Source organism: Moorena producens PAL-8-15-08-1 (assembly GCF_001767235.1).
Classification (GTDB): Bacteria; Cyanobacteriota; Cyanobacteriia; order Cyanobacteriales; family Coleofasciculaceae; genus Moorena; species Moorena producens_A.
This window is the reverse complement of record NZ_CP017599.1, coordinates 658,110-680,813: the sequence shown is the minus strand read 5'-3', so window position 1 is coordinate 680,813 and position 22,704 is coordinate 658,110. Positions and strand designations below refer to the sequence as shown.

At 44.5% G+C, this 22,704-nt stretch carries 17 protein-coding genes and 1 pseudogene; 7 read left to right on the top strand and 11 right to left on the bottom strand.

The genetic code is table 11. The annotated features are described in order from the left end of the window. Positions 1-351 precede the first annotated feature (351 nt). On the bottom strand, positions 352-2,268 hold the full coding sequence (locus BJP34_RS02780; protein ID WP_070391019.1) for a DUF4335 domain-containing protein: 1,917 nt from the start codon (positions 2,266-2,268) through the stop codon (positions 352-354). Positions 2,269-2,535: 267 nt separating this feature from the next. On the opposite strand from BJP34_RS02780, the gene BJP34_RS48275 reads away from it, so the two are divergent. Then, on the top strand, positions 2,536-2,670 hold the full coding sequence (locus BJP34_RS48275; RefSeq protein ID WP_267876462.1) for a hypothetical protein: 135 nt from the start codon (positions 2,536-2,538) through the stop codon (positions 2,668-2,670). Here BJP34_RS48275 and BJP34_RS02775 read toward each other — a convergent pair. The 5 genes from BJP34_RS02775 to BJP34_RS02745 form a co-directional block, all read right to left on the bottom strand. Then, the gene (locus BJP34_RS02775; RefSeq protein WP_070391018.1) at positions 2,653-3,240 is read right to left on the bottom strand and encodes a DUF3038 domain-containing protein; all 588 of its coding nucleotides are present in this window, start codon (positions 3,238-3,240) and stop codon (positions 2,653-2,655) included. The two genes, BJP34_RS48275 and BJP34_RS02775, sit on opposite strands and share 18 nt — an antisense overlap. Positions 3,241-4,024: 784 nt before the next feature. After that, positions 4,025-6,577, bottom strand: a complete 2,553-nt coding sequence (locus BJP34_RS02765) for an endonuclease MutS2 (RefSeq protein WP_070391016.1) — start codon at positions 6,575-6,577, stop codon at positions 4,025-4,027. A gap of 640 nt (positions 6,578-7,217) precedes the next feature. Next, positions 7,218-8,102, bottom strand: coding sequence for an SDH family Clp fold serine proteinase (locus BJP34_RS02760; RefSeq protein WP_070391015.1), 885 nt, complete (start codon positions 8,100-8,102; stop codon positions 7,218-7,220). A 745-nt stretch (positions 8,103-8,847) separates the two neighbouring features. Next, on the bottom strand, positions 8,848-10,482 hold the full coding sequence (locus tag BJP34_RS02750; protein ID WP_070391013.1) for an amidase family protein: 1,635 nt from the start codon (positions 10,480-10,482) through the stop codon (positions 8,848-8,850). A 152-nt stretch (positions 10,483-10,634) separates the two neighbouring features. Then, on the bottom strand, positions 10,635-10,874 hold the full coding sequence (locus BJP34_RS02745) for a transposase (protein WP_202972065.1): 240 nt from the start codon (positions 10,872-10,874) through the stop codon (positions 10,635-10,637). A gap of 85 nt (positions 10,875-10,959) precedes the next feature. Between BJP34_RS02745 and BJP34_RS48270 the strand changes: the two genes are divergently transcribed. Then, positions 10,960-11,118 carry an IS630 transposase-related protein gene (locus tag BJP34_RS48270; protein ID WP_267876600.1) on the top strand — a complete coding sequence of 53 codons (159 nt, stop codon included), beginning with the start codon at positions 10,960-10,962 and terminating at the stop codon, positions 11,116-11,118. A 146-nt stretch (positions 11,119-11,264) separates the two neighbouring features. Here the strand turns inward: BJP34_RS48270 and BJP34_RS02740 are convergent, their stop codons facing one another. The 3 genes and pseudogenes from BJP34_RS02740 to BJP34_RS02735 all read right to left on the bottom strand — a co-directional run bounded on the left by BJP34_RS02740 (position 11,265) and on the right by BJP34_RS02735 (position 13,048). Beyond that, positions 11,265-11,471 carry a hypothetical protein gene (locus BJP34_RS02740; RefSeq protein WP_070391012.1) on the bottom strand — a complete coding sequence of 69 codons (207 nt, stop codon included), beginning with the start codon at positions 11,469-11,471 and terminating at the stop codon, positions 11,265-11,267. Beyond that, entirely contained in the window at positions 11,452-11,613 is a 162-nt protein-coding gene (locus tag BJP34_RS42120; protein WP_158069377.1) for a hypothetical protein, read from the bottom strand. The genes BJP34_RS02740 and BJP34_RS42120 overlap by 20 nt, the downstream gene beginning before the upstream one ends. Before the next feature lie 159 nt (positions 11,614-11,772). Then, positions 11,773-13,048, bottom strand: a pseudogene (locus tag BJP34_RS02735) (RNA-guided endonuclease InsQ/TnpB family protein). Between the two features lie 252 nt (positions 13,049-13,300). Between BJP34_RS02735 and BJP34_RS02730 the strand changes: the two are divergent. The 5 genes from BJP34_RS02730 to trxA all read left to right on the top strand — a co-directional run bounded on the left by BJP34_RS02730 (position 13,301) and on the right by trxA (position 18,869). Beyond that, positions 13,301-13,960 (top strand): DUF1449 domain-containing protein, encoded by a 660-nt coding sequence (locus BJP34_RS02730; protein WP_418904096.1) that lies wholly within the window; start codon positions 13,301-13,303, stop codon positions 13,958-13,960. Between the two features lie 115 nt (positions 13,961-14,075). Then, positions 14,076-16,178: a flotillin family protein gene (locus BJP34_RS02725; RefSeq protein ID WP_229424216.1), complete on the top strand. Its 2,103-nt coding sequence runs from the start codon at positions 14,076-14,078 to the stop codon at positions 16,176-16,178. 168 nt (positions 16,179-16,346) lie between these two features. Further along, positions 16,347-17,510, top strand: coding sequence for a GuaB3 family IMP dehydrogenase-related protein (locus tag BJP34_RS02720; protein WP_070391009.1), 1,164 nt, complete (start codon positions 16,347-16,349; stop codon positions 17,508-17,510). Between the two features lie 459 nt (positions 17,511-17,969). Further along, positions 17,970-18,140, top strand: coding sequence for a Cys-every-fifth RiPP peptide CefA (locus BJP34_RS50250; RefSeq protein WP_193431308.1), 171 nt, complete (start codon positions 17,970-17,972; stop codon positions 18,138-18,140). A gap of 405 nt (positions 18,141-18,545) precedes the next feature. Beyond that, the gene (gene trxA, locus BJP34_RS02715) at positions 18,546-18,869 is read left to right on the top strand and encodes a thioredoxin (protein WP_070391008.1); all 324 of its coding nucleotides are present in this window, start codon (positions 18,546-18,548) and stop codon (positions 18,867-18,869) included. Positions 18,870-18,927: 58 nt separating this feature from the next. Here trxA and BJP34_RS02710 read toward each other — a convergent pair whose 3' ends face one another. Together BJP34_RS02710 and BJP34_RS02705 are read right to left on the bottom strand one after the other, a co-directional pair. After that, positions 18,928-21,888 carry a methyl-accepting chemotaxis protein gene (locus BJP34_RS02710; RefSeq protein WP_070391007.1) on the bottom strand — a complete coding sequence of 987 codons (2,961 nt, stop codon included), beginning with the start codon at positions 21,886-21,888 and terminating at the stop codon, positions 18,928-18,930. A gap of 434 nt (positions 21,889-22,322) precedes the next feature. Continuing rightward, positions 22,323-22,685 (bottom strand): response regulator transcription factor, encoded by a 363-nt coding sequence (locus BJP34_RS02705; protein ID WP_070391006.1) that lies wholly within the window; start codon positions 22,683-22,685, stop codon positions 22,323-22,325. Between the last annotated feature and the right edge of the window lie 19 nt (positions 22,686-22,704).

Genomic DNA, 22,704 nt, shown 5'->3' with positions numbered 1-22,704 from the left:
ATAAAAACGAATTGTGAATGGTGGAGGTACCATTAGGCCAATGTCAACAGCGCAATACCAACTCAGGGCTTACCCAAAGACTCTAGATAGATATAGAGTCTACTTAACATCATTTTCCGGACTTACTATGGGAGAATGCTAGTTATAAAAACTACCAAGATAGCTATACCCAGATTTTAGACTTCCCCATCCTAAACTAAAGGTCAATAGCGGGAGAGCCCACACTTTAGTTGGATCGCTAGGGAGACCACACAAAAATATTGTCCAAAATTGCCTAACAATAGTTTTGGACATCCTAGGAAGGAATTTAACCTAATAGGTGGTAAGCAAGAGCCCCTATTACTAATTACGTCAATTCATCCCTTCCAACAAAGTTTGTACCTTACCATCTGGGTGTAGCAGCACGCGAATTTTTGGCATCCCTTCCCCTTCTAAAGGGGAAACAAAGGATTCACCGATCAGAGGTATGGGGGCGTTATCTATATAGGTTTTCGCTGCTTGGCCAAGGGGAATTATACGTCTAATTGTACCATTATTATTTAACCACAAACTATAGTTCAAGGTTTTCTGTAGCCCTTCGGGAGGTTGCCAGCGCTCCTGGAAATATCGTCTGGCTTCTGCTACCTGAGAAATCTTATCAAACAGGGTATTTTGAGATATCTGATTCGCTACAGTAGGCTCAGATGGCTTTAAGGAATCAGAAACAGGGCTACTCGGGAGATTCAGTCCAGGCACAGCTTGATCGATAACAGGGCTACTCGGGAGATTCAGTCCAGGCACAGCTTGATCAATAATTTTAGAGGTAGAAGAACCTCTCTGGAGACTGGACACATTCTGTTGAGGAGCAGGGATGGCTTGAACCGCCACATTAGTAGTAGAAGAACTAGAAGAAGTAGAAGTAGAAGTAATAGAAGTAGTAGAAATAGGAGAAATCGAAGACTCGGCCTCAGGGATTACCACTGTTTCTGTGGGGATCGATAGACTATCTCTAGAAGAATCCTGAGTTTCCAGCTCAGTAGGAGAGGGCGCTGGTTTAATAACTGGCAATTCTGACACAGTTTGTACTACAGCGATGGGACTCGGTGGAGTTGGTTTGGGTTGGGTATCTGCATCAGCAGCAGGTAAATTAGTTTTACTAGCCTCAGAAACAGGTTTGTCACCCTTACTAGCTCCAGAACCAGGAGCAGCACTAACAGCAGAACTAGCAATAGGACTACTAACAGAACTAGCAACAGGACTACTAACAGAACTACTAGTAGAACTAGTAGCACTCAGTTTGGGAGAGTCTGGTTTCCTAGCTGGAGCAGGAACAATCTTGAGGAGCGGACGTGAATTCGGGGGTGAGGCTATTGCTGGCGGAGTGCGTACTGGTGGTGGAGAGGGTGGCTTAACGGGAGGCGGTGGCGGAGTGCGTACTGGTAGAGAGGGTGGCTTAACGGGAGGCGGTGGGGGTAACTTGGTTCCTGGGGACAGACGGGGTGGCACCGACGGAGTTGGGATGGGAGTGCTCGGTGCTGGGGGGACTTGGGAGATGGCTCGCTTTTTCCCAGTCTTGGTGGAGTCTAATGCTGTTGTTTGTGATTCTGCTGTTGTTAGTGTTTTCGCTTGCTCAACAGACTGAGGTTTCTCAAGCAACTTAATCACTGCTGCTGTTACACCCACTGCCAACACCATCGATGCTGCTGTACGCATCCAAGCGGATGATTCTGGTTTCCAACTGGGCTGATTGAGTTTTGGTAGGGATACTACTTCAGCCGCATATTCATCCAAAGCGGTGGCTAGATCAAACAGCTGTGTAGCACTTAAATCTACTACTGACCCAGATTCCTGATTAGCCAGCTTACCCAGAAACAGGCTATGACTCAGTAACCCTTTCGATTGCAGATGGATTTGCTGAGTTGGAACTGCTGTGGCATTTTCTTCCTGAGGGGTTGGAAGAGTTAGCAGAGTTAAGGGAGTAACCTCAGCCGATCGCTTAGCGTGGCCTACGGCCTTAGAGTTTCCAGAGGCAACCAGTTGGTTTGGGGACGGCTCAAGGAAGTGCTGAACATAGCCATCTACCGCTTCATACAACACATCTAAATCTTCTGCGTTGCCTCGTAACGTTACCTGTTGTTCTTCTGGCTTGCGGGGGTCATCAAAACGCAACTCAAACCGCAACTTCTTCACCACAGATTGTCCCACCCAGCGGGATAAGGGTGAGCGGTTTGCCCGAATTGATAGGGTACAGGTAGGAGGAGTGTAACGTCGCAGGACTATGTTAGTCATTGGTGATTATTGATTAGTCATTTGTTAATTGTTAATTGTTAATTGTTATTCCTTTAGGGTTAATGGTTAATGTCTATAGCTTTTCCCAAGAAATCATAAAACCCAATACTGATTTATCATAACACCAAAAAATCCTCTGCTCTCTTTCCTAATGTTTCCTGTTTACTGCCCCCCTTATTAAGGGCAGTAGGGGGGATTACTGTTCCATTATTTAATTAATTAACTTTTCCCATTTAAACTGACAATGCTATAGCGTTTATCATAACTATGAGGTACACAGGATTTTTAAACATTTACCAATTTAATAATCCCTACTCCTGCACTATCAATAATTTTGTACCTCAGCCAGTTAATAAATGCTATAGATTTTTATCTATACAATCCTTAAGAAACTTTACCTAATAAGGCTAACCATAAACGCTGATGACCTTTGGAGCCACTATAGAAGAGTAAATTGATTAATAGTTTAAGAGCTAGTTGCTTTAGCCGATCAGTTGATACATTTTCTTCTTGGGCCATCCGCTCTCGATAAGTGTTGTTAAAGTTATCTAAGTAATCTCCCAATAAAGCAGCACGATGAGGTTCACTGTTCTGTTGTGTCATTTGTTCGAGTAAAGCCACCGCACGACGGATTAGTTCTTGATGGCCTTTAGCCAAGTGACAGATGATTAAAACTAGCGATCGCGCTTCCTCCACATCCAGCTTTTTCCGTCCTCCTGAACTTTTGCGCAGGGGATTGGACTGACGCAGACGCCACAATGCTACTCGGTCTGTGATCATTGACTCTAAATTTAATTCAGCAGCAGCTTGCAGCATCTCCTCTGAACCAATACCTGCTAGAGCTTCTAGACTAAGCAAGACTAAATCTAGCTGGGTTTTGATATTATCGAGATCGATTGAGTCTGCGGCTTGACTCAGAGGCAAATCCTCCCAAGCAGGAGGTGATTTTGGCATCTTGACAGTGGAAACCATAATTTTATTTTAGCTTACGGCAAAAGAAGCCCCACATCGCCTTATTAATGCGCAGCATAAGTGTGGGATGAATTTTGCACAGGGTATGCATGGAATTGCTATAATATAATGTACTGATAAACAAAGCCGAACGCGCCCCGCGTGGCCTACGGCGTTAAATGCTGGTTTGTCAGCACAACAGTCTTAAAACAAAGACCAGGAAAACAGAGCGGCAGCGATGCCTCAGGTGCGACCCGTGGCGAATTTAATTACGGGTCAAGCGCACCTAAGGGGTCTTGGGGAGCCAGTGCCGCCAAAGGGGCTTCCCCCACTCGCGCTTTGCCTCAAGAGAGGGCAGTCCGTTCTTAAAGCCCAGCGCCTCCTAAGCAAATCCGGTTTACCCGTCGCTGTTACAGGTTTGGAAACAGGACGACCAAAGATTAAGGTATGTTTCCTGCTGGTAAAGCTTTGGTTTAAAGTTAGAAGGTTGAAGGTTAGAAGGTTGTCTGGTTGAAGGTTAGAAGGTTAGAAGGTTGTCTGGTTGAAGGTTAGAAGGTTAGAAGGTTGTCTGGTTGAAGGTTAGAAGGTTAGAAGGTTGTCTGGTTGTCTGGTTGAATGTTCAAAAATGCATTATAACCTGCTAACCTGCTAACCTGCTAACCTGTTAACCTGCTAACCTGCTAACCTGCTAACCTGTTAACCTGTTAACCTGCTAACCTGTTAACCCGCTAACCTGTTAACCTGCTAACCTGCTAACCTGTTAACCTGTTAACCCGCTAACCTTTTAACCTGCTAACCTGCGACCTTATTTAAGGTAAGCAACGGTAACACCAGTCCCACCCTCAGATTGTTCGGCTAGCTTAAAACGCTCCACGAGAGGGTGCTGTTCCAAGAAAGCGTGGACACCTTGTCTTAATCGACCAGTTCCTTTGCCATGAATAATCCAGAGTACTCCAAACTCTATCGCCTTAGATATTGCTTGGTCGATGTCAATCTCTGCATTAGCTACCCGACTTCCTCGAATATCAATGGTATTTTTCGAGGTGCGCACAGCCGTAGCTGGCCGCGAGACTGGGGTTGGGGCTGGAGCTGGTTTTGATGGTGTTTTTAGCACATTTTCGGGCTTTTGTCCATCCAAGGATTCCACATCTGTTAGGGCAACGGTCATTTTCATTAAGCCAAAGCGTACCGTTAGCTCCCCATTATCTGCGGTACTTAGTATCTCGGCTGTCTGATTCAATCGGGGAATGCGAATGCGATCGCCTACTTTGGGGCGGAATCCTGGTTTTGGTTTAGGAGGGGGTGCGGCTGGGATTTGACGCTCGGCAATCTCCTTAAGAGCGTTTGTGGCTTTTTGGGCATTTTGAGCGGTTTGGGAGCCTTGTTGCAACTGCCGAATCACTTGGGCAATTTCTTTCTTAGCTTGTGCGATCGCATCTTGCACAGACCGTTCCTGAGAAAGCTTCAATTCCCGTTCCCGGTCCTGCAAAAGTTTTGCCCGTTCAGAAAGTTCCTGATGGAGAGATTCAGCTTGTTGCAGTAACTGATTTGCCTGTTGGGCTTTAGTTTCCTGAGTGCGCCGTTGAGCTTCTAAACCGGCAATTACCTCATTCACATCTTCCGAAGCTCCCCCCAAAAGGGTTTGAGCCTGATCCACCACCGATGGGTTTAACCCTAAGCGTCTAGCAATGCTCAAGGCATTGGAGCGACCAGGAATACCCCACAATAGACGGTAAGTCGGTGACAGGGTTTGGTCATCAAACTCCACCGAGGCATTCTCAAACCGCTCGTCTTGATATTTTAGTGCTTTGAGTTCCCCATAATGGGTAGTCGCAATGGTTAATTGTGTTGTGTTTGCCAGGTATTTCAGTAATGCGATAGCTAATGCACTACCTTCTGCCGGGTCAGTCCCTGCTCCCACTTCATCTAATAGTACGAGTGACGAATTAGGAGTTGAAGGTTGTTGGATGTTGTCTGGTTGAATGTTGGCAGGTTGAATGTTGTCTGGAAAACTTTCAACCAGATAACCTTCAACCTGTAACTCTTGAGAACCTTGGCCTTTCGGCCACGCTTCGCGAACAACCTTCAACCTGTCAACCTGTAACTCTTCTTTTGGGGTAGTTATCGCCTCAATAATCCGACTAATTCGGCGAATGTGACCCGAGAAAGTGGATAAACTCTGTTCTATAGACTGCTCATCCCCAATATCTGCCAGAATTTGCTCAAACCAAGGAAGTTCTACTGGTTCCCTTGCTGGCACAAATAAACCAGCTTTTGCCATCAGTGCCGCTAAACCAAAGGTTTTCAACGTAACGGTTTTACCGCCAGTATTCGGACCGGTAATAGCAACTACCCGAATGTAGGACTGAATCTGGACATCAATGGGAACAACTGATGTGCCTTGTTCATGTTTTTGCTGCCATACCAGTAGAGGATGGCGTAGTTGCCGTAGAGTAATGCTTTCATTCTGATTGCGGTCAATAAATCTGGGGGGATTGGCTTCTAACCACAGACTATATCTTGCCTTAGCGGTAGCTAAATCTAGGGTAGTTGCTACAACCAGCAACCGTTCTAAGTCTGGCTTAACTGCTGCTACTTGTTCGGTCAACGCACGACGTACTGCTTCCGCTTCCACTTGTTCTTGCCGCCGCTGGGTCCGAAGTTGATTGCCTAAGCTAACAATGGCCTTCGGTTCCACGTATAGGGTGGCACCGGTGCTAGAGGTATCCTGAACAATACCAGGAATAGCATCTTTCTGGGGAGCTTTAACCGGGAGTACAAACCGATCACCCCGTTGAGTAATTAACTGTTGTTGTAATGCCCCCCCTTTACGCTGGACAATCCCCTGGAGGATTTCATAAATTCGGTCTCGTAATGATTTCATCTGAGTCCGAATCCCTGCCAGCTTCGGGGTTGCCCGGTCAGCTACATCGCCTCGCTCATCGATACAACGGTGAATTTCTTGTTCAAGTTCTGGGTAAGTGCGGCTGTCAGCCACCAGTTCCTTCAGAATTGGTACATCCTCTTGGTCTTCAATAAACCGCCGTAGACGCCTCACACCAGCTAAGGTTGTTGCGATCGCTAATAGTTCCTCACCAGACAAAATGCCTTGGAGCTCTGCCCGATCCAGAGATTCACCAATATCTTGGATGCCGTCAAAGGTTAGTCCTGTGTCTAAACTAGTTTCCAGTTGATAGGCTTCTTTAGTCTGGGCTAGCAGGTCTAGGCTTTCCCGTTGAGTTGCTGGGGGGTGGAGATAACGAGCCGCAAAGGCTCCCAGCTTAGTAGCCGCAAACGTAGCCAGGTGTTGGCACAGGCGGGACCATTCCAGTAGTTCTAAGGTTTCAGATTGAATCAAGGCTCAGAGACAAACGCATACCTCAATTGTATTATCCGATAATTCGGTTAGGAGTGGGAAAGTTAAGATTGATCAAATTACCAATGACGTGAGTATTCAGCAATCAGCACTCAGCGGTCAGCTTATTTTATTCAAAAGCTGTCTCGTTCCCGTAGCTTGGCCTACAGCTAATGGCTGATAGCTAATGGCTGATAGCACCTCAAGCAGCGTGTTCATAGGCTGATAACTGATAGCTTATAGCTGATAGCTTATAGATGATAGCTTATAGATGATAGCTTATAGATGATAGCTTATAGATGATAGCTTATAGATGATAGCTGATAGCTTATAGCTGATAGCTTATAGCTGATAGCTTATAGCTGATAGCTTATAGCTGATAGCTTATAGCTTACCTAATTACTAATTGCCATCTGAAAAAGACACAAAAACCCCAAATTGGGATATGCTGGAATAAGTTGATGTATGCCCTGCCAGATTTATCCTAAATTCTCCTTCTTCAGATGGTTTAATCGTATGGTAGGGCTTCCCTAAGGTTTTTATATCCAGTAAGAGTACTGTAACTTACGTACTAAGCCCTGAGTGGAGCCATTGATTATATCCACTTCACCCGATTATCTCATCATTCCAGCATTATGAAAAACTACTTGTCGGATAACGATCTGCTGGTGGTATCCGGTAAAGTAGGAGTAGGTTTGTACGGCAGAGGGATATACTGTACCGATGGACGTCCACCTTGAGGTTGGGGGTACAAATCCATTAGTTTATAGATAGCTTTAGGTAGACCAACCGTTACAGGTAGACCTAGTTCAGAGGCTTCCTCGACAGTAATCGGACAGTCATGGGTAATTTGACCAGTGGTAAGAAAGTCAATAATTCTATCGATGTGTTCTGGGTCAATCTTCTGCTTAGGGATATCGTCTAGCAGTAGCGTTCGCACGAAACGTTGCACCTGCTTAATGGCTTTGCCTGCCAAATCGGCCATCATCAAGGTTTGGTCCTCAATACTCTCAAGGGGCTTTTGCTCCACAACTCTGAGAATGCTAGCAGCAGCTGTATTCCCTAGTTGAGGGTCAACTGGTCCAAGCACAGCATTGGCATCCATCACAATTTCATCAGAGGCTAGGGCTAACATGGTACCACCACTCATGGCATAGTGAGGTACAAAAACAGTAACTTTAGAAGGATGACGAATTAAAGCTCTAGCAATTTGTTCTGTAGCCAGCACCAATCCCCCAGGAGTATGTAAAATAAGATCAATAGGAACATCTGGTGGAGTTAGACGGATTGCCCTGAGCACTTGTTCAGAATCTTCAATAGATATGTAGCGGGACACAGGGATGCCAAACAAGCTAATAGACTCTTGTCGGTGAATCAGTAAAATTAACCGACTTTTGCGGTTCTCCTCGAATTCTTGCAAAGCTCGAAAACGTCTATATTGCATCTGGCGACGTTGCCACAAGGGCTGCAACGAGGAGATGATCAGGAAAATCCAGAACAGATCAAAAAAGTTAAAGCTAAAGTTCATCGCTTACGTACAGGTATCTAGTAGTTCTACCCTTTAGTTTTCCCGTGCTTAGGATGGTTTATTGCTAATTTTTAGTTTTTTTGGCTTAGTTTTGTGGGCTCATGACTTGCTAGAGAAACCCAGACTGTTTTTAATTCTTCAGCAAATCCTGATCATAGTGTGCCCTATCACCTGTAGTTTAAGCAACGCCAAAACTCCTGTAAGTTAACTTAAGTTAACTTTTGTTACAAAACGCTCATCTCAGCCATAAAAGTTAAGGCTTAACCCTGATTAGTATTTAGTGACTCAATCGAGAGTATATGCCCTTACTCATAAGTCTCGTGATTGCCGCAGTAGCTACTTACCTTTCTGTGAACACTACAGAAGAAATTTTGAAAGTGGCATCATTATTAGTTGTGATAATTTGCCTGTTGCTAAGCTTTGTTTTTGCCCCACTACTAATTAAAGTGTTGATTGTCGGAATTTTCCTAGTAATTCCTAAAATCCCCAGGAAATCTTAAGTCTTGTGGCTGAATGCTTAAACCCACATTCCCTAGGTTGGAGAGGAGATTATAAAAACCCCTACAATAACTCGTAGGGGTTTGTGGATGATTTCTATTGATTTATTGGTTGTTTCTAGATTGCTGAATCAGGTCATCTAAAATAGTTCCGATTCGCTCATTAGAAGTACTAGTAGTACCTTGATACTCAGTTAGTTATAATTCGGTCTGTACTTGTCTAGATCCCAAAAAATCTCAGTTACCCACTAATAGTCAAAATTTTCACCAGGCAAAGCAGGAGTGGTTGTTGGAGGTCGCCGAAACTGGGTTGCCTGTTCGTAAGCATAAGCGAATCCCAGTAAGGTAGGCTCACTGTAAGGCTTACCAAAGAAAGTCAGTCCTAGGGGTAATCCCTGCTCAGTAAAGCCCATTGCCACAGAAATGCCGGGAAAACCAGAAACATTGGCTAAGTACCCTGGTATGTAGGGGTCACTTGAGGCACATTGATAGGTTGGATCCTCGACATTATAGAGGGGACCCGCAGGACAAGTCATGGTGGGCCAAATAATCGCGTCGAGATTTTGGGCACTCATAATCGATAAAATCTCCTGGCGAACCCTAGGAAACTCGAAATGGAGAATATAAAGATATTCGGGATCAGCCAGTTCTGGATGCTTTAGAGACTCTCCAAACCCTCCGATGCGACCAGGATTGAGAGCCTGTTCTGAATTGACTAATGGGTTAGATAAGCTCATCGAATACATTTCCCTCAGGGTGTCAGGGAATGGAAGCTGGAGGTTTTTGAGGTAACTATCGATCTGGGGTTCAAACTCAGCCTCTGTTACCTCTTCCATGAAAGGCCAGAGGTTTTCCAATTTGGGAGAGAAATCCACCGACTCAACTGTTGCACCTAATTCCCTCAGCTTAGCAATTGCTGCATCAGTTGCAGCATCTACCTCAGGGTTCCCACCCCGAAAATCAATCGCCACCCCAATTCTTGCCCCTTTTAGGGCTTTTTTATTGAGAAACTGCGTGTAGTCCTTATATGTTTTCCCTTCACTTTCCAGGGTACGGTAATCATTGGGATCAACCCCTGCCATTACACCCAAAGCGATCGCTGCATCTGTCACGGTTCGAGCCATAGGGCCTGCACTATCAAAGGAGAGGGTTAGGGGGATAATACCATCCCGACTCACCAGTCCCTGAGTGGGTTTGATACCGACAAGACCTGCTACTGCTGCAGGGCCACGAATTGAGCCTGAAGTATCGCTTCCGGTGGCTAAAACAGCAAAATTTGCCGCAATTACAGCCCCACTGCCTCCACTCGAGCCCGAAGGATCACGAGTTAATTTGTAGGGATTGCGTGTCAGTCCCCCAAGGGAACTGTAACCTAGCCTACCATAGGATTCAGCAAATTCACTCATGTTTGCTTTACCAAGAATAATGGCTCCTGCCTCTCGCAACTTTTTAACAGTAAAAGCATCATCGGGGGGTAAGGAACCTTCCAGCAGCACCGATCCTCCTGTTGTGGGTAAATCGGTAGTGTCATAGTTATCTTTCAGAATGATGGGGATGCCATGTAAAGGACTTCGCGGTCCTTTCTGCTGGCGTTCTTGGTCTAACGCCCTTGCTTCTTTAAGAGCATTGTTATTGATAGAAATTAGCCCATTAATTTTCGGACCTTGATCGTCATAGGCTTTAATACGATTGAGATAAAGTTGCACTAATTGTTCGGAAGTGAGTGCATTCTTCTCAAAAGCACGGGTTATCTCTGCGATTGTTGCTTCCCTGAGACGAAAGGTCTCAGCGACTACCTCTGAGGGAAAAGCACTCAGAGCGAACATGAAAAGATAAGTCAGCCCTTGTTTAGCTATTTGCCACCAGGTCAGTTTTTGTTTCATATCTAAATTGAAATTGCCGCATCAAGAATCTTACTGATTGAACTAAGAGGATGTTTGAAAAGTGATCAGAGGTCAAACTTTAGGCCAAGCGGCGACCCATGATCCGTATCATTGCCAGATAAATGAATGTCTCTGATGTTTCAGCCCATAACTCATAAGTCTCTGACCAATCGACGGCATCCCATCAGCCAAGCAAAAGTGCGCTCGACTACCCAACGCTTTTTAAGCAGGACGAAGCCTTTGGTCTGTTGGGGTCGAAGTACGAATTGTACCATCCAACCGCAGAAATCCATGACCCACATGATCAAAGGCTCACAACTATTGCCTCCATCAACCCAAATCAGATACAACCGCGAGACCGGCTTGCCCATCTGTTTGACTTTGTCGAGCACTCGTTGACCCCCAAATCGTTCCGTCCTATAGCAGTCGAAGCAAAGCATAGGACATACTAGTAATCAAGTCAAGCTTTATTAATTAATTAATAAAAAAACCGTTCCTTACAGTTACGATTTAAGAACAAAAGTCATGAGAGCTATTGACGATGGCATGGGAAAAAATCAAGCTAGTCGTCTCTTTAAAATTACCAAAAATACACTGATTTTATGGTCAAAATATATCAAAAAAAACAGCAAATAATAGGCAACAATATGGGGATTAAATGGATGAAATAAAAAAAGTATAAATTGATTGAATTTATGTTTTTCAAGACGGGTGCATCTCATATTTGTAAAAAAAGTTGCGTAGGGTGTGTTAGGGGGGCCTCATTGTCTTGATGCAGTCGCTCATGGGGGAAACCCCCAAGAGCGACTGCCGTGGTCTTGAACGTGATAGGTGATGTCGTTCAGTTGGGTTCGAGCTTTGGGCTTGCTCCGTTTCTGATAGTCGGTTTTCGACACCACAGTGCAGGTATCCAGTCGATGCCAGGGTAAGCGCTGTTCAAATTGATCCTCTGCAGCCCATGCATCTGGCTCACAGGTAAACTCTTGCACGCTCAATTTCTGTATTTTGGTTTGCCAGTGGGGTGTTGCTTTGGCTAAGTTTCTTCTGCAGTTGCTTGAGGTCAGACTCCTTGGGCTTCTGAGTTTCCACCACAAACCAGTGTTGTTGCACTCCTGGGTATTTGCTACACATTATCGGATCGGCGATAGCCTTCGATTCCTTTCTCAGTTAATTCTGATTGTGAGACTTTAAAGTGCGGAATATCGGCAAAATGGTTAATCTTTCAAGAACAGTGAACTACCACGACCTACGTTGTTGAGGTCGTGGCTTCCAGCTTGGCCTTTGGCCACGCTACGCGAACACGGAAGAATGCCTTAACTTGGACGGGCGTCCACGTCTTGGTCTTACTTCTTCTCCACTGGCGTTGACCTCCCCCGTCCCAGAGGAGGATAGCATTCTGATCCCTTCTGCTCTAATATTCTTTGCTGCATTACCATCTCTGTCGTGCTGAATGCCACAACTTGGACAAGTCCAAAATCTTACGTCTAGTGGTAACTCTTTGATTCGGTAATGACAATTATAACAGGTTTTAGAACTGGGGAACCACCGGTTTATTTCTATTAGTAATTTCCCTTCTTTTTCGCATTTATAAGAAAGAAAGTTAACAAAATTCCCCCATCCCAGATCAGAAATAGCTTTAGCTAATTTGTGGTTACGAACCATGCCCTTGACATTTAGGTTTTCGACTACTACTACTTGATTGTTATCAACTAGTTTTCTGGATAGTTTGTGTAAGTAGTCTTGGCGGACATTTCCAATTCGCTCGTATACCTTAGCTACAATCTTTCTGGCCTTTTTGCGCCCACTGCTTCCTTGTCTTGATGCAGTCGCTCATGGGGGAAACCCCCAAGACCGCGCTGCATCGCTTTTTCTTTCGGGCAGCAATACGTTGTTTTTTGGCTAACTTTTTTTCGTACTTAACCAAGTGCTTAGGATTACTGAACTTAGAGGTCTTTTCACCGTCATAAGTAATTGCAAAATCTTTGATGCCTAAATCAATACCGACCACCTTCCCATTAGTGGACGATTCCACACTAGTGCCTTCGTACTCCATTAGCACAGAAGCGTAATACTTTCCAGAAGGAGTTTTACTGACTGTGACAGTCTTGATTTCTCCGTCCAGTGGACGATGAATTACTGCCTTAAAAACTCCCAGTTTTCCAGGAAATTTAAGGCAATTGCCCAACTGTTTTACATTTTGGGGATACTGGATTGACTGACGGTGATGGTACGATTTGAATCTAGGATATTCAGCTCTACCTTGGCCGTAGGCCACGCTACGCGAACAAAGAAATTCTGATAGGCACGACTCAGATTGAGACTAACAGATTGCAAAACCTGAGAGTAACAATCTTTTAACCATTTCGTCTCTTCTTGTTTTTTAAGTTTCGGAAGCATACAATTGAGTGCAGATTGTTTCAAACCTTTGCCAGTTTCCTTGTAGGTTTCTATACACTGAAAAGCGTGCATAGTTCCACCACCAACGAGCACACCCAAAATGCTGAGCCAGTATTTGAACTTGCTCTTGCGTAGGATAAATTCTGACTTTGACGGCTCTATGCTTCATTGCACTCAACCTCTTTATCGACCTTGCTTACTATTATATATGTTTTGCATTAATGCGTCAAGGTATAAGTCAAGACCTTGGCTCGCTATCCATTGGATAGCGACTCTTGTTAAAAATACTATACATTTTCCCGATTTCCAAGAAACCAGTCGTTAGGCTGGAGATATAGAGCAACAATTCATTCAAAAAACGCGATCGCATACACCCATGCTATTTAACCTAGCCAACCTCCCCTACTGGATCTTTTTGGGTATGGGAGTTCTACTGTTTCTGTTAGTCATTGTTTCCGGTGGCGGAGACGATGACATTGATATAGATGCAGATGTAGATCTGGATGTGGATCTGGATGTAGATGCAGATGTCGGTACTGATACAGATAGTGATGCCGATGGTGATTTAGGCGGTATCCAGATTCTAGGATGGCTAGGTATCGGCAAAGCCCCCCTAATTTTGCTCCTGGCAACAGACTGTAGTCTTTTGGGACTTTTCGGCTGGATGTTCAATGTCATGATTGGTGGTGTTACTGGCAGTATTCCCACTGGGTTTTTGGCAGGGGTGGTATCAGTAATGTCATTATTCCTGACCCTAGTTACCGGAGGATTCATCTCTCGACCGATAGGAAAAATTTTCGCTTCCTTTGGAGAAGATACCAGTAGCGATCGCTTTATTGGCTGTCACGGTACAGTTTCCTCTGCCACCCTTCCCAAGGAAAACCAAGGCAAAATCGGTCAAGTCGATGTCCTAGATCCAGCTCGTAATTTAGTTACAGTTAATGCCACCTTACCAACTTGGGCAACAGTTATTCCTAAACGGGGGAACAAAGTATTAGTGATTGACCGACACCATCATAACTATCTCGTGATCCTTAAAGATAGTACTGATCAGCAAGCCTGGTTAGACAATGCTTATTAGTCAGCAAGGGCGCACAACCTGCTGTGATGTATATCATTTGCTCAAGATTATCAAAAATTTTCTGATCTTCCCTGATTAGTATATATAGCTCCATTTATCTTAAATCTATTTAGCCATGTCAAACTCATCGATGAATACAACAGTGCAAACTGTTCCGGTACAGTCATCTATCGGCCAGCTTCCTCCTGGAATTCTATTTTTCCCAGGTGTGATTGGAGGTCTGATTGTATTATTGCTATTAAGCATCTGGGCTTACACCAGAGTTTATGTCATCACTCCCAACAACGAAGCATTTTTGCGGACAGGTGGTGTTTTTGTCAAAAAGAAAACGGTTATTCTCAGTGGCGGGTGTGTGGTTTTGCCAGGATTTCATGAACTTACCCGTATCCCACTCAGAGAAATTTCTATTGATGTTGAGCGGACAGGTAACCTAGCAGTTCGGACCCAAGACTACCTGCGGGCTAATATGCGGGTAACCTTTTATGTCTGTATCAATGCCAATGAAGACGATGTGATTACTGCTGCCCAACGACTGTCTCGTGAAGGTAAAATTTCCCCCGAAGATATTAAAGAAGCTATCGAAAAACGGGCGGATGATGCTATTAGAGCAGCAGCCAAGAAAAAGAATTTGGCAGAAATTGATTCCGATAAATTAGGATTTGCTGATGAAGTGTTGAATTTGATTCAGCAAGACTTAAGAAAAGTCGGATTAACCCTCAATAATATCGCGATTTCTGAGATAGAAGAAAGTGATACTTACGATACGAATAACTTCTTTGATGCCCAAGGAGTACGTCTGCGCACGGAAACCATTCAAAAATCAATTCAGCAAAAAACTGAAGTTGAGCTAAATACCAAAGTTGCCATTGAAGAAAAAGAACTAAACGCTGAAAAGCAATCCCTACGCATTGCCCAAGAACAAGAAGAAGCGAAACTGGGGCAAAAGCTTGAGGTTGAAGCCCTAAAAGCCCAGCGTGAGCGGGAAATCGAAGAAGCTAAAGCCACAGAAGCAGCCACAATTCAGCGGACTAAAATTTTACAGAATAAGTCTGTAGAAGAGGAAGAAATTCGCAAGCTACTAGCCTTGCAGCAAAGCCAAATTGAAGCCGATATTACCCTAGAAGAACGGAATAAAGCCCTCAAGGTAGCCCAAACCCTGCAAAAACAAGAAGCGGAATTGGCAGAAATTAATCGTCAGAAAACCTTAGAAGAGGAAAAGATTCAACAACAGCTGGCAGTCCAAGCTAAGAAAATTCAGGCAGATATTGAATTAGAAGAACGGAATAAAACCCTCAAGGTGGCACAAATCCTGCAAAAACAGGAAGCAGAAGTAGCAGAAGTTACTCGTCAGAAAACCGTCGATGCTGCCTTGCTTAATTCTCAGGTAGAATTGGCAGAAGCAGAACGAGAGTCAAAAATTGCTCAACAAGACGCTGCGATCGCAATTACCGAAAAAGAACGCGATCGCTTCAATTCAGAAGCCGAACGAGCTCAAGCTGAAGCCGCTGTAGCCACCGCTACGGAAGTAGAAGAAGCCGAACGGCAACAACGCCTTTCTATCATTGCTGCTGAACAAGAAGCCGAACAAAGGCGGATTGGTGAGCAAAACGTGATTGAAATCGATGTATTCCGCCGCTCTCGTCAAGCTGAAGCAGCCAGACAAGCAGCAGAACTAGAAGCTGAGTCGATCCGTACCCTAGCAGAGGCAAATCGGGATAAAGCCTTGGCAGAGGCAGAAGGTAAACGATCGCTGATCGAAGCCGAAAATTCCATCAGCGATGCTCAGCTCAATGCTAAAATCATCACTACCATATGGCCAGAGTTAGCCCCTCAACTACCAGAAATTGCCAAAGCCTTGGCTCCCCAGCCAGGAATTTTGGGAGATACTCGGATTTACTCCTTCCCCGGTGTCAATGGCAATAATGGTAACGGAGCTAGCAGTGTAGGTGACATCAACAAACTGCTACTGTCTACCACTGGCTTATCAATGATTAATGGTTTGTTAGAGGAAGGCAAGCTAGGGCCATTGATTAGTCAAATCCGCCAGATGATGAGTAACAACAGTAGCACAATCACCAGTAATACAATCACACCAAAGGATAAGAAAACCCCGACCACGGATATGATCCGATCACAGCCAGTAGCCACCTCAAACCTTACCGAAAAAAACCACCTTAACCACCCAAGCATCAAGAAACCCAAATCAGGGAAAGGCTAAGGTGCGCTCTTACCATTAAGAATTAAATTCGCCACCGGTCGCACCTGAAGTATTAAGAATTCATAATTCATACTTCATGCTTCACAATTCATAGTTTCTTTGTATAGTTCGAGCAATCTTCGCTCCAATTTGATAACCTAGCTAAAATAATCTCGGAAGAAAAACAGCGTGGATATTCAAATTGGGCGAGGTAAGATAGCTCGCAGAGCCTACGGCATAGATGAAATTGCACTTGTTCCCGGACAGCGGACACTCGACCCCAGTTTGGCTGATACTCGCTGGCGTATTGGTGGTATTGAACGGGAAATTCCCATTATCGCCAGCGCTATGGATGGGGTGATTGATGTGTCCATGGCAGTCAAGTTGTCCCAAATTGGGGCAATGGGGGTTCTCAACTTAGAAGGGATTCAAACCCGTTATCCTGACCCATCACCCATACTAGACCGCATCGTCTCGGTGGGAAATTCTGAGTTTGTTCCCCTGATGCAGGAACTTTATAGTTCACCGATTAAGCCAGAATTGATTACCCAGCGAATTCGGGAAATCAAAGACCAAGGTGGTATTGCAGCTGTGAGTCTGACCCCTGCTGGAGCCAGTAAATATAGTCAGGTAGTAGCAGAGGCTGGTGCTGATTTAATGTTTGTTCAAGCAACAGTTGTTTCTACAGCTCACCTGTCACCAGAGTCCATCAATCCCCTGGATTTAGCACAGTTTTGTCAGGATATGCCCATGCCAGTAATTTTGGGGAATTGCGTGACCTACGACGTTGCCCTCAATTTGATGAAAGTTGGGGCAACTGCTGTCTTGGTAGGTATTGGTCCTGGTGCTGCTTGTACCTCTCGGGGTGTCTTGGGTGTCGGTGTACCTCAGGCAACAGCAGTTGCAGATTGCGCTGCTGCCCGTGACGACTACTATCAGGAAACCGGTAACTATGTGCAAGTGATTGCTGATGGCGGTTTAATTACAGGAGGTGACATCTGTAAGTGTATTGCTTGTGGTGCTGATGGAGTGATGATTGGTTCTCCTTTTGCCCGTGCCAAAGAAGCTCCCGGACAAGGGTTTCATTGGGGGATGGCAACCCCTTCCAGCGTGCTACCCCGTGGGACAAGAATTAAAGTCGGCAGCACTGGCACACTTGAGCAAATTCTGACTGGACCAGCCCAAATGGATGATGGTACCCACAACCTTTTGGGAGCATTGAAAACCAGTATGGGAACCCTCGGAGCAAAAAACCTCAAGGAAATGCAACAAGTGGAAGTAGTGATTGCTCCTTCTCTGCTAACAGAAGGGAAAGTGTACCAGAAAGCTCAGCAGTTGGGTATGGGGAAATAATATAGTGTCCAGTTGAATACTTATCATTCTTGGTTGTTCATCAATTGAAAATTGAAACTTTAGCATTGACAATTACCAAATTTTATGGTATATGAGAACTTGAACAGCTTTTCTACAGGTTTCTAAAGTTCACGAACAACTGTTGTCAATAGTTTAAGCGCTGAGTATATATACTTATCGCTTACCCAGCCAATCGTAAAAATTTTTCGACTGGCTTGGAAATTGCTGAAAAAAAATAAACGGTGACATACAATGGAAAAAGCGGAGACAAATGTTTCCGTTCACTCCTCACACCACACTCCGCCCGGACAGAGTTCGGGCGGTTCCTTATTTGGATCATTTTGAAGGTTGAACGCGATGGACTTCGTCCCGCTTTGCTGCGAAGCGCGTGGCCAAAGGCCAAGGTTGAAGGTTGAAGGTTGAACGCGATGGACTTCGTCCCGCTTTGCTGCGAAGCGCGTGGCCAAAGGCCAAGGTTGTTTGGTTGAAGGTTGTTTGGTTGAAGGTTGTTTGTTTGAAGGTTGTTTGGTTGAAGGTTGTTTGGTTGAAGGTTGTTTGGTTGAAGGTTGTTTGGTTGAAGGTTGTTTGGTTGAAGGTTGTTTGGTTGAAGGTTGTTTGGTTGAAGGTTGAAGGTTGTTCGCCTTTGGCGTTCGGTGTAGGGTAGGTTGAGAAGATAACCTGTAACCTGTAACCTTCAACCTGTAACCTTCAACCTGTAACCTTCAACCTGTAACCTTCAACCTGTAACCTTCAACCTGTAACCTTCAACCTGTAACCTTCAACCTGTAACCTTCAACCTGTAACCTTCAACCTGTAACCTGTAACCTGTAACCTTCAACCTGTAACCTTCAACCTGTAACCTTCAACCTGTAACCTGTAACCTGTAACCTGTAACCTGTAACCTGTAACTTGTAACCGCTTCACCTGTTCCGCCCTATGGGAGTGTCAACTTTTGCCCAAGATATTTAATCGGTGTTGTGACTATGGTAAAATTTCGTAGGTACGTAGCAAAAGTATTCGCAAGGATTTCCAGGCATGTCAAACGCCGCCCCAGTTACAGACTCCAGCTTTCAGGCAGAGGTACTTGAGAGCGACATCCCAGTATTGGTAGATTTTTGGGCACCTTGGTGCGGTCCCTGTCGGATGGTGGCTCCGGTTGTGGAGGAGATAGCACAGCAGTACGGGGATAAGGTCAAAGTCGTTAAGCTGAACACCGACGAAAATCCTAAGGTGGCAGGTGAATATGGTATTCGCAGTATACCAACGTTGATGATTTTCAAGGGTGGTCAACGAGTAGATATGGTGGTGGGTGCAGTCCCGAAAACTACCTTAGCGAATACTCTTGAAAAGCACCTCTAATGGCAAAAGGCTTGTAGGCAAAAGGGGAAATGTAAAAGATTGCTTCTCACCTCCTCAGCTATTCGTCACCAATCTTAAATTGACCAACGGACATCTGCAACTTCTGGGCAACTTCGACAGTTGTTCGTAGGGATTGAGAGACTTCGCCAGAAGAATCAGAGGTTTGTCGGGAGGTAGCAGCAATTTCCTGTATTAAGTCAGTAACGTCCCGAGATGTTTTGGCTTGGGAAACTGTGGCGTTAGAAATAGATTGCACTAACTGGTCAATCTCATGGGAGACGGCAACAATTTCTTCTAGGCTCTGTTTAGCCTTGAGAACCATTTGGGTTCCATCAACCACTTGTTTTTTTCCGTCTTCCATGGCTTTGACCACCTCTTGGGTTTCCTGCTGAATGGTGTCAATCACCTGTTGAATGTCTTTGATGGCATTGGCTGACTGAGTTGCTAGTCTACCCACTTGTTCCGCAACCACTCGAAACCCTTCGCCCTCTTCTCCCGCACGGCTCGCTTCAATCCCAGCATTGACTGACAGTAAATTAGTCTGTACAGCTATTTCCTGTACCAACCCGACTACTTTAGCAATCTCCTTAGAGGATTCCCCGAGCAGCTTTACTTTGTTTGCTGTTTTGACTACAGTCTCTCGCAAATTTACAATAGTCTCAACTGTGCTATCCATAGCTTGCCCACTAGTAAGGGCAGCGTTTGAAGCGATGTGAGAAACGTCTGCTGCTTGGCGGGCATTTTTAGATACGGCTTCAATCGAGTACATCATCTGCTCAATAGAGCTTAGAGTGTTGCTAATCTTATCTGACTGTTCCATGGCTTGGTGGGCAAATTTACCAACTGCCTGTTGATCAGCAGCAACAGCACTATTGACTTGGGTCGAGGCAAGTTTGACCTGGATCACAATTTGCCGCAAACTTTCAATCAGGGCATTAAAGAAGTCTGCCACTGTACCAATTTCCCCATCACCCACTTCTGCTCGGACGGTGAGGTCTCCCTTGGCAGCATTTTCGACATTATACAAGAGTTCCAATACTTGGTGCTGGAGTGCTTCTTTTTGCTGACGTTGTTCAATAGCATTTAACTCCGCCGCCCGGCGTGCTTGTTCGATTTGATCAGACGTTGATGCTGCTTTCTTGAGCGCTAAGTCCGCGTCTACTCGTGCTTGTTGTAACTGTTCAAACAGATGAGCTTGCTTGAGGGCAAAGCCAATCTGAATGGCCAATTGCTTTAATAAATCCGCCTCTTCTGGCTGCCAGTCCCGTGGCTCAGAACACTGGTGAGCACATAATAAACCGATCAGTTCCTGCTCATGCAAAATAGGCGCAACTATGTTGGCTTTGACCTGTAGCCGTTCAAGAATCTCACAGTGGCAGCCCGTTAAGCTAGCTTCATAGACGTTATGGCAAACCCAGACTCGCCCACTTTTGAAGCGATCCACAGACCCCTCCCGCAATGGATCATTTATAATTTTCCCCATGGCTTGAATCCAACCTGGTGCTACAGATTCCGCCATGATTGTTCCACTATCCCACCCTTCATTGAAGCTATAGATCACCACCCGGTCGGTGTGCAAGATGCTGCGAACTCCATCTACTGAAGTACTGAGGATATTTTCTGATGTCACAGATTTATAAAGAAGGCTGGTAAACTCAGCAAATAACTGGGAGCGCTCCGCTATGGCTTGCTGGAGAAAAGCCTGTTGAGCGAGAGCTTCTTCTTTAGATACGATGTTGTCAGCAAGTTTATTGAAGGTATCTGCCAGTTGACCAACTTCATCAGTAGCTATTACCTCAGCACGAGTTTCGCGATCGCCTGCTGCAAATTTATGGGTAGTCTGGTGTAGCCTTTTAATCGGTTCAGCAATTGACCGCCCCAGCAGCATTGCCAAGAATACATCTGTTGCTAATGCCAAAAACGCAATCGACCCTTGTAGGAGTAGGCTACCTGTAAGAAAAGCATTCAGGTCAGATTCGCTACTCCCCCGGACTAATACTGCCACCGGTTCTCCCTGAGAATCCATTAGAGCTTTTGCTGCCATGGTATAGGTTTGCTCTCCTACCTTCTGACGGTCGGTAACTAACTCGCCTACTTTACCAACATTAACGGCTTTCTCAAGTAGGGATTGGTTAGGTAAGGGAAGATCAGATTGAGCTTGGTCCCAATTGGCAGCTTGACCTTGGTCTAAGGCTGTTACTAAGGCAAATTCTCCCGAAGGCTGATGCAAATAAATAGCACTGTAGCCTCCGTTAAAGGTTTTCAGGGTTTCCTTGACAATGGGTTCCTTGCCATTAACAATATCCCCAGAAACCAAAGCACCAATCACCTCGTCTGTTTTTGGGTCTTTGACTGGTGTGACCGTGTAACGAATTAGGGCACCTTGCTTTAGGGCATCTTGGTTCATCAACCCCTCAGGTAAAGGGGGTGATTCTTTTATCAATTCTTGCCAGCTTAAAATTTGATTAGCTCTAATTTGCTTACGCTGCTTGAGGACTTTACTAACCAGGTTATTGGGATCAAAACTTTCTCCTTTCCGGTCAGCATTAGCATTAACAATAATTCGTAAATCTTTGTCCACCAGAGTGGCATATTCAATCTGGCGAGCCTTAATTTCATTGTGGAGAATCTGCTTAACTTGCCTCTCTAATGATTTGGACAATAACTGATTTCTACTATGGGCAAGAGCAGCTTCAATAATAGCAGTATTTTCCGATTGACCACGGAAACCAAACCCCATTTGGTTGATTTTAATGTTGTAGTTGATTTCTGTAACAGCCAACTCTGACTTCGCTTGTCCACGTAATTGAGCTCTTCCTCCGATTATAATTAATAATGCTCCTACACCCATCAGTGCAGCCACAGAAATTACTTCGGAGGAAAACAAACTAACAATTTGCTTACTCCTAACTGGTAAGTTATAAAACCATTGTAGGTGTGATTTTTTGGTTTGTTGAGAGGAAGAAATTCTGAGGTTAGTCGTTGGCTTGATTACGGGGCGCAATTGTATACCTGTCATTATTATTGAGTAACTATCCAACTAGAATAAGATATATATTATTAATAATATTTTTATTTAACTAGACTAAAAATAATAATTATATAGCCGAAATTATATTATTAAATCAGATACAGGCACTTACTTATTTTACCTCTGTTACCTAATCCGAATTTACCTGTTTACTCAACTATAAAACTTTTGTACTTCACCTTTTATAAAAATGCTATAATTTGATCAATGCTAGCATTTTTATAAAAGTACTGTGTTATCGGTAATCTTTCGCTAAAAAAAACTAATAATGGCAAGCAATAATAACCGAAATAAATGGCTTAAAATGAACTCTATTTTTATCTATTACTTTTAAATCTTTTAAGAGATAAAAGATTTAAAAGATTAGGGTATAATTCCTATTATGACTCCTAGGACTCAACTGAGGTGACTCAACTGATGACTCAAACCACAGCCAACTTAACAATGTCTACTAGCTGCTGTTTAGAAAAAGGTTTGGTGAGATAGGCATCAGCGCCTTGTTTCATACCCCATAGACGGTCGATGTCCTGATTTTTAGAAGAACAAATAACAATGGGAATGCTAGTGGTATCGCGATGGTTCTTCAGGCTGCGGCACAACTCGAAGCCACTCATGCCTGGCATAACTATATCTAGAACTATAACATCAGGTTTTTCCGTTACTGCCTTATCCAAAGCATCTTTAGCATCGGCAATACAAATAACTGTGTTACCACTGTCCCGTAGGTATCTAGCCATTAACTCTAACTGAGCCAGGTTATCTTCAACAATCAAAACTTTACTCATAGTTCAATTAATTGGTGTT